Below are 12,435 nucleotides of genomic sequence, written 5' to 3'. Positions count from 1 at the left end.
TGCTATGGGCCTCTCGGGCGGTGCCGGATCCGAGGCCAATGTGGCGCATTCGTTTCAATGCCGTCCTCCTGTATCGCTACAAAACCGACCGCCTTGCACCTATCTGGCTGGGACGGACGCACGAAGATCGAAGTTGCGCGCTCGCCGCGCATCGATCGTTTTTGAGAGACATGCCTGATATGGCCGAAACGTCGCGCAATAGACGCTATTTCAACACTCCGGTCTTCGCCGTGGCCCCTATGGTGGACTGGACGGACCGCCACTACCGGTTTTTTGCGCGCCGGCTTTCGCAGCATTCGCTGCTCTATACCGAGATGATCGTCGCCGACGCGATCCTCCGGGGGGATCGCGACAAGCTGCTTGGCTACGATACCTCCGAGCATCCGCTTGCGCTGCAATTGGGTGGCAACGATCCGCGCAAGATGGCGGAGGCTGCGCGCATTGCCGAGGAGTTCGGCTATGACGAGATCAACATGAATGTCGGCTGCCCGTCGGACCGGGTGCAATCCGGGACCTTCGGTGCCTGCCTGATGCAAGAGCCCGGTGTGGTGGCGGAATGCGTGGCGGCGATGAAGGCGGCTGTGAAGATCCCGGTGACGGTGAAGTGCCGCATCGGCATCGACGAGCAGGATCCGGAAGTGGCCCTGCGCGATCTGGTGTCGCGCGTCGCGGACGCGGGAACCGACGCTGTCTGGGTGCATGCGCGCAAGGCGTGGCTGCAGGGACTGTCGCCGAAGGAGAACCGCGACATCCCGCCGCTCGATTACGATCTCGTTCATCGATTGAAACTCGAAAATCCCAGTCTTTTCATCGGCCTCAACGGCGGACTTCAGACTTTGAGTCAGTCTTTCGAGGAAATGAAGGGGCTTGACGGCGTGATGCTTGGCCGTGCCGCCTATCACGACAGCGCCATGCTGACAGCGGTCGACGGTTTCTTCCCGCATCCGCTCACCGGCGCGGCGAGATCAGACCGCAACGGTGTGGACTTCTCCGAGCGTGGCCATCGGTTGGACTTGTCGTTCTGGGTGGAGATACGTGATGTCATGGCCGACTATGCGAGCGGCCACGTTGCCAATGGCGGGCGGCTCGCCCATGTCACGCGGCATATGGTCGGGCTGTTCCAGGGCTGGCCAGGCGCGCGGCGCTACCGCCAGATCCTGTCGTCCGACGCCACGCGGCAAGGCGCGGGGCCCGAAGTCATTCACGCCGCATTCGAAGCAGTGTTCGAAGCGGCCGCCGCAAAGCAGGCGGCGGAGTAGGCCTTTCGATAGAGGCTGCTCGCCGCTTGTTGGACTGCAGGCGCGAGCGTCGCAGCGCTCGATCCGCCGGGGCTTGAGCCGCCGGTATTGGCCGCGTCTCCCGCAGAAGCCATCAGCCCAAACGAAAACGGCGCCCCCGAGGGAGCGCCGCTTCCAAAAAGCCCAGTCGGACGATCCGGCTTACGAAGCCTGGATGTTGACGGCCTTCGGGCCCTTGCCCATGCGGTCAGCTTCGGTGTCGAACGTGACAACCTGGCCGTCCTTCAGCGTAGCAAGGCCTGCGGCCTGTACAGCGGAGATGTGGACGAATACGTCCTTAGCGCCGCCGTCCGGCGTGATGAAACCAAAACCCTTGTCCTGGTTGAAGAATTTTACGGTGCCCTTAGTGGCCATGGAAGAAGTCCTTTTCCTTCAGTCTTAAAGCTTTACCCGCGCCCCCGTGAGGATGTGGGTGTGTCGTCTTCCGCATGCAAGCGGATAGGCGTCGAGTAGTCACGATAACGGGGAAAGAACGTCCATTTGCCGCTTCCGGCCGGCCCGGCAAGCCGGGCACAAAAGAGAAAGTCCAGTCTCCGGGATTGAAAACGCCCGAACGGTAGCAGCAGTGACAGTATTTGCAAAAAAAGGCAAGACCCATTTGCGCGGCATATTTGGGGAAAATGAGCCGTCAACCACAGCATTCTCAGGGGTTTTGGACCCGCACCTGCATGCGGCCTGAGGACCAGCCTGTGCAGGCGCGACGAGTTGCGGTATCGGTCACGCAATATCCATTCTTCTCGACCGGCGGCACCATGGCGCACTGTCCCGGGCATAACGAGGGACGATGCCGAACGTGACAGAAGAGCCCATCATTGCCGCCCGGGTGGCTGTCGCCGGGGTTGCCGATCCTGCGAGCGCCGCGCGACCGGTCGGCGCGCACGTGGCGCGTAAAAACCGGGGAGGGCCCGTTTCTCACCACAATTTCGTCCCGACCTCGGCCGAACGTGCGCGCCGCCGCGCCGGAGGGGCATTGTCCCGATGAGCGCAGCGGCGGTGTGCGGCGCTGATCCCTTCACATCGCATCAGCACTTGAACATGTTTGGGATAACGCGCAGGCTTTACCGGTGATTGGTTCCGGTCTTCCGGTACGTGCGTTAGGTCAGGCGGAGAAATCGGAATGCGAGACGAACAGGGGGCAGCGTGATCGATCCCTACGAGATGCTTGGCGTGGAGCGCGACGCGAACGACCAGACAATCCGCACGGCCTATCGCAAGGCGGCCAAGGCGGCCCATCCCGACTCGGGCGGCGATGCGGAGCAATTTGCCCGGCTGCAGGCGGTCTATGAACTGCTGAAGGACCCGGTGCGCCGGAAGGTCTTTGACGACACGGGTTACGACCCGCAGCTCGCCGAGCCGCGCGACCTCAAGGGCCTGATGATGCTGGAGACGCTGGTCAACGACTTCATCCTCGACGAGCGCGAGCCTGGCAGCTTCGATCCCGTTGCCGCCATGCGGCGCAAGCTCTCCGACGACATCGTCAAGAGCCGCTTCCACATCCTCGAGCTGGAGCGTCACCGCGCCCGGGTGCGCAAGCACCTCGACCGCCTCGGCCGCCGGCCGGAGACAGACGTGCTCGGTTCGATGCTGCGCGCCCGCTCGCGCTCGATCGCCGAGGCGATCAAGACCACCGAGGAGCAGATCAAGACCATCGAGCAGGCCTATGAAATGCTGGAAGGCTATTCCTACGAACTGGAGGCGCTGGAGGTTAAGGCGCACGCGGCAGAGTAGAGGCAGCGCACATCCTGCCAACAAGCGGCGCGGCAGGATCCTGACCGTGCAGTCCACCGTTCGGGTCCGGACGCCCGTCGCCGGTCCGCAGGCCGTGAACAGTTCCTTGTATCGGTATCGTTTCTGTAGAGAAATTATTCTGCAAATAGACAGCGTTACGTCGTTTTTTGAATGTCGAACTTGATGCAGCGCGCTGCAGCCGATCGTCCCCGCGATTGAAAGCCTGTCTTTCGCGCGTCGCGCGGGCCGGATGAATTCAGGTGGTTGCGTGCCATGATCTGCGTGAGACGCTGCTCCTTCATCCAAGCTGCCCGATGCGGATGTCGCCGCAGTGCCCGTATCCGAGCGTGGATGGGCCGAGGGCGCCTAGGTCGAGATTGCAAGAGGCCTGTCTGCCGAGACGATGATGGAAAGCTGTCGTGCCGGCAGGATTGCACGGTTGCCGCCCCGTTGCTTTCCGGGCCGTATCGGGTTTAGCTGATATCGCCGCACCGGGATCGAGGTGAACGCATATGACCCGCCACAGCAAACTTCGTGCAGTGTTGAGCGTCCTTTCCGCCGGGCTCATAGCCTATCTGCTGGTCAGCTATTTCCTGCTGCCGGACCTCTGGCTTTTCCGCGACCGCAGCCGGATTGACCGCTTCAGCCCCATGGTGACCACCACGGAGCAGGATATCCCGGGCGACCCCATCAATGTCGGCCTCGTCGGTTCGAAGGAGCAGGTGATCCGCGCCTTCGCAGCCGCCGGCTGGGATCCGGCCGACAAGATCACGCTTCGCTCGTCTGTCGATATCGGCTTGAGCGTGGTTCTGGATCGGCCCGACCTCGATGCGCCGGTCAGCCCTCTGTTCTTCGAGGGGCGGAAGCAGGATCTGGCGTTCGAAAAGCCGGTCGGCAAAAGCGCAGACGAGCGCAACCATGTGCGCTTCTGGTTGAGCAACCAGACCGCTGAGGGCGGCGGGTCGCTCTGGCTCGGTTCGGCCAGCTTCGACCGCGGCGTCGGCTTCAGCCACGATACCGGCCAGATCACCCATCATATCGGCCCGGATCTGGATGCGGAGCGAAACCTGGTGATGTCGGATCTGCAGAAGGCCGGTCAGATCGCATCGACCTACGAGATCCCCGGCATCGGCGCCACCACGACCGGACGCAATGGCGGCGGCGATCCCTATTTCACCGATGGCAAGGCGCTGGTGGGGGTGCTGGGGCAGGCGGCGGCAAGCGACGGCAACTGAGATGAAGCCGGTAATCGCGAGGCGATGATCCTACCCCGCCGGCAATGTCTTGCCCTGAATGTCAAGCGGTCGCTCGATCTGGCCTTGCGAAGGTTCGGCGCGCGTAAGGGCGTTGCACGCCTCGTCAAACGTTCTATCCTACAGCGCCGCGCGTCTTATAAGATGCGTAAAGGATGCTGTAGCGCATTGACCTGCTGCATATTTCTATCCCTAGATCGAAGGGCATTTAAGGATAGAAACATGCGGCAGGGGGCGTTGACTTGCCCCGGCCCAGAGGGCGGCGGCTAAGCAGGAGCGGGGCTGGAATGAGTGCGATCCTGATTGCCTTTGCCGCCTTTCTTTTCCTGAGCGTCGCCGCGCTCGGCATGATGCATGTCTACCCCAAGCTGCCGGCGCGCCATCGCGACGACGATACCAACACCGTGGTGCGGCTCGTCGCCAATATTTTTGTGGTCATGGCGTCGCTGGTTTTCGGCCTGATGATCAATTCGGCCAAGAACACCTTCGAGGGCATCGACGACAATGTGCATTCCTTCGCCACCAACCTGATCCTGCTCGACCGGACGCTCAGGACCTACGGCCTCGCCGGCAACGATGCCCGGCAATATCTGATCGCCTATGTGGAAGCGGCGATCGCCAACCCCGAGCGCGTCAACGATGCGCTGCACCAGACGCCCAATTCCGCACAGCAGCGCCTGGATACGATCGGCAACAGCCTGGCGGCCATGCAGCCCACCGACAGCCTGCACGAATCCCTGCTGGCGGCCGCGCGCGAGCGGTACAACCGCATCGTCGAACAGCGCTGGACGATCGTCGAACAATCCGAAGGCGCGATCCCGATGCCCGTCATCGGCATGCTGATCGCGTGGATGGCGCTGATCTTCGCAAGCTTCGGCTACCGCGCCCCGCAAAATGCCGCGGTTGTCGCCATGTTCCTGGTATCTGCAATGTTCATCGCCGGCTCTGTCTATGTCGTGCTCGACATGGACATCCCGTTCACCGGTGCCATCCAGATTTCCGACGCGCCGCTGCATCGGGCGCTGGCGGAGATGAAGGTGTAGTGGAGGGCGGCAAGGAGCGGGGCGATGGCGGCAGCACGCGGCTGACGCTGTATGGTTCGTCTATTTGCCAGGCCGCCCCGTCTTTCCCTTGGTCCGCCCCTTCTGCCGCTTCTCGTCGACCGGATCCTCGTAAGACCCGACGCCCGGTTTGGCGCGGATGATCGGCTTGTCCGGCACCTTGCCGATGACGGGCTTTTCGGTGCGGCCCACGGTCATTTCGTCGAGGCTGTTCTTGCGGAAGAGGCTTTGGCCCTCGGCGTCCTTGCGGCCGGCGGGCGTCGCCACGTCGCGGCCCATTTCGTCGAGGTCGGGCTTGCGGAACAGCGGGCGTTCGGTGTCGGTGCCTGGCCCCATGTCGTCGAGGGATGGTTTCTGGAAGAGGGATTTCTCTTCTGCGCTCACGGCCGTACCGCCCTGCGGGCTGGCCTCCGCACGGGGCGCCGGACGACCGGCGGCGGTCGCTTGTCCGCTGCGCTTCGCCTTTCCTGTACCCTCGATCGCCCTTGCTTCTTCCCGCGCCATCGGGTCGTCCATGGCAGCCAGTTCGGCGGCCTTGAGGCGTTTGATCTCGTCGCGCAGGCGGGCAGCCTTTTCGAAGTCGAGGTCGGCGGCGGCGTCGCGCATCTGTTTTTCCAGTGCGTTGAGGTGGGCCTGCAGATTGTTGCCGACGAGGTGGCCGCCATCGGCAAAGCCCTTGCCGGCGACGCCTGAAATATCGGCGCGGACGTGGTCCTTTTCGTAGACCGAGTCGAGGATGTCGGAGATCTTCGCCTTCACCGATTCCGGCGTGATGCCGTTGGCTTCGTTGTAGGCCATCTGCTTTTCGCGGCGACGGCTGGTTTCGTCCATGGCGCGCTGCATCGAGCCGGTAATCTGATCGGCATAGAGGATGACCTTACCGTCGACGTTACGGGCGGCGCGGCCGATGGTCTGGACCAGCGACGTTTCGGAGCGCAGGAAACCTTCCTTGTCCGCATCGAGAATGGCGACGAAACCGCATTCGGGGATGTCGAGGCCTTCGCGCAGAAGGTTGATGCCGACGAGCACGTCGAAAGCACCCAAACGAAGATCGCGGATGATCTCGATGCGCTCCAGCGTGTCGATGTCGGAGTGCATGTAGCGCACGCGAATGCCCTGTTCGTGAAGATATTCGGTGAGATCCTCGGCCATGCGCTTGGTCAGAACGGTGACGAGCGTGCGATAGCCGGCAGCAGCCGTCTCGCGAATTTCGCCGAGCACGTCGTCCACCTGGGTTTTCGCCGAGCGCACTTCCACCGGCGGGTCGATCAGGCCGGTCGGGCGGATGACCTGTTCGGCAAAGACGCCGCCGGACTGTTCCAGTTCCCAGGCGCCGGGCGTGGCCGACACCGCGACGGTGTCGGGGCGCATGGCGTCCCATTCCTCGAAGCGAAGCGGACGGTTATCCATGCACGAGGGCAGGCGGAAGCCATATTCGGCCAGCGTCGCCTTGCGGCGGAAGTCGCCGCGATACATGCCGCCGATCTGGCTGACCGAGACGTGGCTCTCGTCGATGAACAGCAGCGCGTTGTCGGGGATGTATTCGAACAGCGTCGGCGGCGGTTCGCCGGGATTGCGGCCGGTGAGGTAGCGCGAATAGTTTTCGATGCCGGCGCAGGAGCCGGTGGCTTCCAGCATCTCGATGTCGTAGCGAGTGCGCTGCTCCAGCCGCTGGGCTTCGAGCAGGCGGCCGCCCTTTTCCAGCTCGGCCAGCCGGTGCTTCAGCTCTTCCTTGATCGCCTTGATGGCGCCGTTCAGCGTCGGGCGCGGGGTGACATAGTGCGAGTTGGCATAGATCTTCACCGACTTCAGGTCGCCGGTCTTCTGGCCGGTCAGCGGATCGAACTCGGTGATGGCGTCGATCTCGTCGCCGAACATGGAGATGCGCCAGGCGGCATCTTCCAAGTGGGCCGGGAAGATCTCGATGGTATCCCCGCGCACGCGGAACGAGCCGCGCTGGAAATCCATGTCGCGGCGCTTGTATTGCTGCGCCACCAGGTCGGCCAGCAGTTGCCGCTGGTCGAGCCGGTCGCCGACGCTCATCTGGAAGGTCATGGCGGTATAGGTCTCGACCGAGCCGATACCGTAGATGCAGGAGACCGAGGCAACGATGATGCAGTCGTCGCGCTCCAGCAGCGAGCGGGTGGCCGAGTGGCGCATGCGGTCGATCTGCTCGTTGATCGAGGATTCCTTCTCGATGAAGGTATCCGAGCGCGGCACGTAGGCTTCCGGCTGGTAGTAGTCGTAGTAGGAAACGAAATACTCGACCGCGTTGTCCGGGAAGAAGTTCTTGAACTCGGAATAGAGCTGGGCGGCCAGCGTCTTGTTGGGCGCGAGGATGACGGCGGGGCGCTGCGTCGCCTCGATCACCTTGGCCATGGTGAAGGTCTTGCCCGAACCGGTGACGCCGAGCAGCACCTGGCTGCGCTCGCCGGAAGCAAGCCCCTCGACCAGATCGGCGATCGCCGTCGGCTGGTCGCCAGCCGGCTCATAGTCGGAGACCATGCGGATCTCGATGCCGCCTTCGGATTTCGGCGGCCGGGCAGGGCGGTGCGGCGTCCACAGCTTGCCATCCTTGAACAGCGGATTGCCGCTTTCGATCAGCGCCGACAGTGCTTCGACGGTGGCGGTGACGCCGGAGGTGGACAGCTTGTCTGCATCTTCCAGCGAGACATCGAGGCCGGCGACCGGATTGAGCCCCGCCGCGGCGCGCGTCTTCGGGTCGGTCGTACCGCCCATCGACGTTCCTCTTGAGGATTTGGACGCCGCGATCTCCACCTTCTTGCGGTGCTTGCCGGCCTTGGAGGCGACCTCGCGCCGGCTCTCGAAGGCAGACGCTTCGGCATCCGCCTCAAGCTGCTTCACCCAATCTGAGACATTGCCGGAGAGCGGCGTACCCGACAGCGGCGCCTGCGGGGCTTCCTCGAAGCCGCCGGGCACTGTCGATTTCCTGGGGGAGTTTTTTGCAGACTTCTTCGGATCCTGGGCCATGGCGGGAATATGGACAGAGTCCTAACGAAAATAAAGGGGGAATGAGTACAAAAGGGAAACGAATGAGTGGAATTTTCCGCCTCCCGTTGGCCCTGCGGCAGCCGTCATGTCGCGATGAAGATGATCGCGGCTACCGTTCCGTTTGCTTTGCCAATAGGAGGAACCATCGCCGCCCGGGATCGCTTCCTGACGCATGGCTTGAGGGGAAGATTCTTATCATTGATCGTTGTTTGCCGACGTCGTCTCTGCCTCAGGATTTCGATGATCTGAGAAATGACGCCTCATCCGAGGGCTGTCGGTCTATTGAACGCCTGCATGAGGATTGGTGTGCAGGAAATATGCGCTTCGATGGCCGTGGAGAGACTTTGCTGATTGCGACGATAGCCGGGACATGTGCGGGAATAGCAGGACTGACTGTCGATCCATCGATTGCGGATGCGTTGCAGCTTCACCGCTTCTATGTCCGGCCACCATTGCGGGGGGCTGGTCTTGGGCGTCAACTGGCGACCAAGTTGCTTGATCATGCGCTCAAACATGTCCCTGAGGTCACCGTGAATGTGGGCACCGCTGAAGCCGGACTTTTCTGGGAAAACATGGGCCTTACGCCTTCCGGGCAGTTGGGAATCACGCACCGGCTGCGCTTCTGAGCGCCGGCCACACATCAATTCGATGCATATCCTCGGTCTCGCGCCGCGCGGAGGCGGCGCTGACATCTATGGTGGCGTTGAATGAGACAGCAAGTGCCGGTTGCGGTCTGGTTACCCCGAATGGGCGAGAAGACACTCCAGCCTGCCGCATGATATCAATTGTGGTTTGGAGGGGGCCATGTCGCGTTTGAGTGGTGCCGCCCTTATCGCTTTTCGTGCAATGCTTCTTTGCCCTGCCACGAGCTTTGCGGCCGAACCCGTCGGTCAAGCGGTCTCGATCAGGACCGAGGTGTCGGGCGCAAGCGGTCCGCTGGCGGTCAGGGACCCGGTCTACCGGGACGAACGGATCCGGACGTCAAAGTCCGGTCTTGGCCAGTTCGTCTTTCAGGACGGGACCAAGCTCGCCGTCGGCTGGGGCTCTTCCGTGGTCATCGACCAATTCGTCTATGACGGCACCAAGTCGGTGAAGAAGCTGACGATCACGGCCGCCAAAGGCACCTTTCGCTGGGTCAGCGGCAAATCCAAACATTCGGCTTACGAGATCGTCACGCCGGCCGGCACCATCGGCGTGCGTGGCACGGCGTTCGATTTCTATGTGGGGCGCGACGGCACGACGGCGGTCGTTCTGCTGAACGGTGCGGCCAGCTTTTGCGGCGCCGGTGGTTGCCGGCAACTGACGCGGCGCTGCGATTGTGTCGTTGCCACACCCGGCGGTGGGGTCAGCCGGGCGGCGCGCGTCAGCCAGCGCACATTGCGCAGCCTCGGCAATGCGCAGGCCCTGCCTTTCCTGTCCGGCGGTCAGAGGCTTTCCGGCACGATCGGCGCCGTCGGTGCCGGCTGCGGGCTGCAGGCGGCGGTTCGTGATGTTATCGAACGTCCGCCGGCGCGGATCGCGCCACAGCAGGCGCCGATCGAGCGCGAGGAGCCCAAGCCGGAGAAACCCAGACCGGAAAAGCCGCACGCCGAAAAGCCGCATCACGAAAAGCCTCATCATGAGAAACCGGATCGCGATAAGCCCGACCGTGACAAGCCGGACCGGGACAAGGAGCATGGCCATCACGACAAGGATCGCGATGACGATCACGGGGATCGCGGGCACGGTGGCGGCAGAGGCGAACACGACGATAATGGCTCGTCTGGTTCCAATAACGACGACCACGCTGGCGGCAACGATGATGGCGACAGCGGAGAGCGTGCCGATCGCGATCATGGCAATGACAACAACGATCGCCATGGCGGCCGTGACCGCGATCGAAACGACCGCGACAACGACGACGATTGATTGCTATTCGGCGATGCGGCTCGCCTGATCGGCGGGGATTTCTGTGAAATGGTCGGAGCGACGGGTGATCCTGCCGTAGAACGCCACCAGGCCGGGCGTGATGGCTGCTGCCTTGAGCTTGGCGGCGTTGGCAAGGCTGCGGCTGGCCGAGGTGCGTACACGCAGGTTTTCGACCAGTCTTGAATGAAGGCGTTGCAGTTCGCCGAAATCGGGCGATGCGGCGACGTCTTCATCGCCGGCGACGGCAAACAGCCGGGTGCGGGTCGTCTTTCCTTTCAGCCCCAGGGCGCCTGCTTCCAGCAATGCGCAGCCGGGCAGGGCCTGCGCCGTCGCCTCGGACACCAGGATGTCGAAGCTTACGTCCTTGCAGGCCGCCTCTATGCGGGCAGCGATGTTGACGGTGTCGCCGACGGCCGAATAGTTGAAGCGCGTCTCTGCACCCATGTTGCCGACGCAGGCGATGCCCGTATGGATGCCGATGCCGATGCCGACCTCCTGCGCGGCACCGAAGCCGAACGCGTCGTCGGCATTGAGCCGCGCCAAGGTCTCGCGCATCCCGAGTGCGGCGCGCAACGCCTTTCTCGGATGGTTGGCGACGTCCACTGGCGCGTTCCAGAAGGCCATGATCGAATCGCCGATGAACTTGTCGAGCGTGCCCTCGTTGGCAAGCACATGCCGACTGAGCGCGTCGAGCAGCGTGTTGAGAAAGGCAACAACATCGGTCGGCGCCATGCGCTCGCTGATCTCGGTGAAGCTGCGCACATCGACGAACATGACGGTAAGCTCGCGATCGTCGCCGCCGAGCCGAAGGGCGTTGCGGTTGTGTTCTATCCGATAGAGCAGCGAGGGAGAGAGATAGCGGCCGAAGGCCTGGCGGACCTCGCGGCGCTCGCGGTCGGTGACGAGGAAACGGAAGGCCGTCGCCGAGAAATGGGTGATGGAGGCCGCCAGGATCGGCGCCAGCGGATCGAACAGCAGGCCGGCATAGGAGAATGCAACCCAGGACGCGACGAGCGCCAGCGCTGTGATGGCCAGGCCGCAGGCAAGCGCCACGATAGGACTGACAAAGGTCGTCAGCAGCACGAGCAGACAGCCGGCGACCGCAATCGACAGGATTTCCAGCCCATTGGCCCAGTCCGGACGCGAGAGATAGCGGCCGGAGAGGATCTGCTCAACGATCTGGGCGTGCAGCGAGACACCGGGAACGTTCTGGCCGAGCGCCGTCGTGCGCACGTCCTGCAGGCCGGCGGCAGAGGTGCCGATGAAGACGATGCTGCCTTCGATCGCGGCGGCGATATCGGGGGATATATCGCCATCCTCAAGCACGCGTCGGGCGGAGACATAGCGTTCGGTCGTATCAGGGCTGACATAGAGCCAGAGTTCGCCGGAGGCGGTCACCGGCACGACGAAGTCGCCGACCTTGGCGGCCGTCAGCGTATCCGGCACGTCGGGCGCCCCGGCAAGCACATAGGTCGAGCCGCCTTGCGCCACGCGCAGTGCCTCCATGGCGAGGCTGGGATAGAACTGCTGGCCATCGCTCAGAAACAGCGGCACCGCGCGCACGACGGCCGAGGAATTTCCGGGGTTCAGGCTGATATGGCCGAGCCCTGCGGCATTGCTCTCCAGTTGCGGTCGAAGCGGTGTGGCTGCGCGGATGCGCGGCGGCGCACCAAAAGGGCTTTCGCCGGTGAAGGCGAAACCCGCCTTGACCTGCGGCAGGTAGCTCCCTTCATTGGTCAGCCCGAAGCCGAGGACGACGGGCTTTCCGGCGATCGACCGGGCAAAGACCTCGTCATTGTCGGGCAGGCGCTGAAGCAGTGATGGATCGATTTCGGGGACGTCGCGCAGCACGTTGCGCGGCGACAGCCTGTCCGGTTCGGCAAACAGGATGTCGAAGGCGATCGCCGACGCTCCCATCTCCACAAGCCTGTCGGTCAGCTTCGCCAGCCTGTCTCGTGGCCAGGGCCATTGCCCAAAGGCGCGCAGCGACGCTTCGTCGATATCGACAACCTTGACCGGCATGGTCTCGTAGGCGCGCGGGGACAGCCGTTGATACTCATCGAAGGTGACGTCGCGTCCCTGCTTCAGAAGCTGGGGATCGCTGGCGCGCAGCAATGTCAGCACGGCGACGACAGCCAGACCGATCAAGACGCCGAGCTGTTGCGCACGGGTCAT

At 63.2% G+C, this 12,435-nt stretch carries 9 protein-coding genes; 6 read left to right on the top strand and 3 right to left on the bottom strand.

Annotated elements, in window-relative coordinates; translation table 11 throughout:
• The first annotated feature begins 170 nt into the window (after nucleotides 1-170).
• Nucleotides 171-1,259, top strand: a complete 1,089-nt coding sequence (gene dusA / locus HT585_RS08025) for a tRNA dihydrouridine(20/20a) synthase DusA (protein WP_176352422.1) — start codon at nucleotides 171-173, stop codon at nucleotides 1,257-1,259.
• Nucleotides 1,260-1,439: 180 nt separating this feature from the next.
• Here the strand turns inward: dusA and HT585_RS08020 are convergent, their stop codons facing one another.
• Nucleotides 1,440-1,652, bottom strand: a complete 213-nt coding sequence (locus tag HT585_RS08020; protein WP_025427309.1) for a cold-shock protein — start codon at nucleotides 1,650-1,652, stop codon at nucleotides 1,440-1,442.
• 804 nt (nucleotides 1,653-2,456) lie between these two features.
• Here HT585_RS08020 and HT585_RS08015 point away from each other — a divergent pair.
• The 3 genes from HT585_RS08015 (at nucleotide 2,457) to HT585_RS08005 (ending at nucleotide 5,322) form a co-directional block, all read left to right on the top strand.
• Nucleotides 2,457-3,026 carry a J domain-containing protein gene (locus tag HT585_RS08015; protein WP_176353231.1) on the top strand — a complete coding sequence of 190 codons (570 nt, stop codon included), beginning with the start codon at nucleotides 2,457-2,459 and terminating at the stop codon, nucleotides 3,024-3,026.
• A gap of 512 nt (nucleotides 3,027-3,538) precedes the next feature.
• Nucleotides 3,539-4,261, top strand: a complete 723-nt coding sequence (locus tag HT585_RS08010; protein ID WP_176352421.1) for an LssY C-terminal domain-containing protein — start codon at nucleotides 3,539-3,541, stop codon at nucleotides 4,259-4,261.
• A 305-nt stretch (nucleotides 4,262-4,566) separates the two neighbouring features.
• A complete protein-coding gene (locus HT585_RS08005) occupies nucleotides 4,567-5,322 on the top strand; it encodes a bestrophin-like domain (RefSeq protein WP_176352420.1) in 756 nt (251 codons plus the stop codon).
• Nucleotides 5,323-5,382: 60 nt separating this feature from the next.
• Here the strand turns inward: HT585_RS08005 and uvrB are convergent, their stop codons facing one another.
• Nucleotides 5,383-8,331: an excinuclease ABC subunit UvrB gene (gene uvrB / locus HT585_RS08000; RefSeq protein WP_176352419.1), complete on the bottom strand. Its 2,949-nt coding sequence runs from the start codon at nucleotides 8,329-8,331 to the stop codon at nucleotides 5,383-5,385.
• A 62-nt stretch (nucleotides 8,332-8,393) separates the two neighbouring features.
• Here uvrB and HT585_RS07995 point away from each other — a divergent pair, with 62 nt between their 5' ends.
• Together HT585_RS07995 and HT585_RS07990 are read left to right on the top strand one after the other, a co-directional pair.
• Nucleotides 8,394-8,978: a GNAT family N-acetyltransferase gene (locus HT585_RS07995; RefSeq protein WP_176352418.1), complete on the top strand. Its 585-nt coding sequence runs from the start codon at nucleotides 8,394-8,396 to the stop codon at nucleotides 8,976-8,978.
• Between the two features lie 178 nt (nucleotides 8,979-9,156).
• Nucleotides 9,157-10,260 carry a FecR family protein gene (locus HT585_RS07990; RefSeq protein WP_176352417.1) on the top strand — a complete coding sequence of 368 codons (1,104 nt, stop codon included), beginning with the start codon at nucleotides 9,157-9,159 and terminating at the stop codon, nucleotides 10,258-10,260.
• 3 nt (nucleotides 10,261-10,263) lie between these two features.
• Here the strand turns inward: HT585_RS07990 and HT585_RS07985 are convergent, their stop codons facing one another.
• On the bottom strand, nucleotides 10,264-12,435 hold the full coding sequence (locus HT585_RS07985; RefSeq protein WP_176352416.1) for a CHASE2 domain-containing protein: 2,172 nt from the start codon (nucleotides 12,433-12,435) through the stop codon (nucleotides 10,264-10,266).

It is taken from the genome of Ensifer oleiphilus, assembly GCF_013371465.1.
In the GTDB taxonomy this organism is placed as follows: Bacteria; Pseudomonadota; Alphaproteobacteria; order Rhizobiales; family Rhizobiaceae; genus Ensifer; species Ensifer oleiphilus.
The sequence above is the reverse complement of the archived record's forward strand: the minus strand, read 5'-3'. Positions and strand labels throughout refer to the sequence as shown.

What these genes read in the sequence shown, in the direction of transcription:
- dusA (WP_176352422.1), top strand. Translation starts at nt 171, where the DNA reads ATGCCTGATATGGCCGAAACGTCGCGCAATAGACGCTATTTCAACACT.
- HT585_RS08020 (WP_025427309.1), bottom strand. Translation starts at nt 1,652, where the DNA reads ATGGCCACTAAGGGCACCGTAAAATTCTTCAACCAGGACAAGGGTTTT.
- HT585_RS08015 (WP_176353231.1), top strand. Translation starts at nt 2,457, where the DNA reads ATGCTTGGCGTGGAGCGCGACGCGAACGACCAGACAATCCGCACGGCC.
- HT585_RS08010 (WP_176352421.1), top strand. Translation starts at nt 3,539, where the DNA reads ATGACCCGCCACAGCAAACTTCGTGCAGTGTTGAGCGTCCTTTCCGCC.
- HT585_RS08005 (WP_176352420.1), top strand. Translation starts at nt 4,567, where the DNA reads ATGAGTGCGATCCTGATTGCCTTTGCCGCCTTTCTTTTCCTGAGCGTC.
- uvrB (WP_176352419.1), bottom strand. Translation starts at nt 8,331, where the DNA reads ATGGCCCAGGATCCGAAGAAGTCTGCAAAAAACTCCCCCAGGAAATCG.
- HT585_RS07995 (WP_176352418.1), top strand. Translation starts at nt 8,394, where the DNA reads ATGAGTGGAATTTTCCGCCTCCCGTTGGCCCTGCGGCAGCCGTCATGT.
- HT585_RS07990 (WP_176352417.1), top strand. Translation starts at nt 9,157, where the DNA reads ATGTCGCGTTTGAGTGGTGCCGCCCTTATCGCTTTTCGTGCAATGCTT.
- HT585_RS07985 (WP_176352416.1), bottom strand. Translation starts at nt 12,435, where the DNA reads ATGACCCGTGCGCAACAGCTCGGCGTCTTGATCGGTCTGGCTGTCGTC.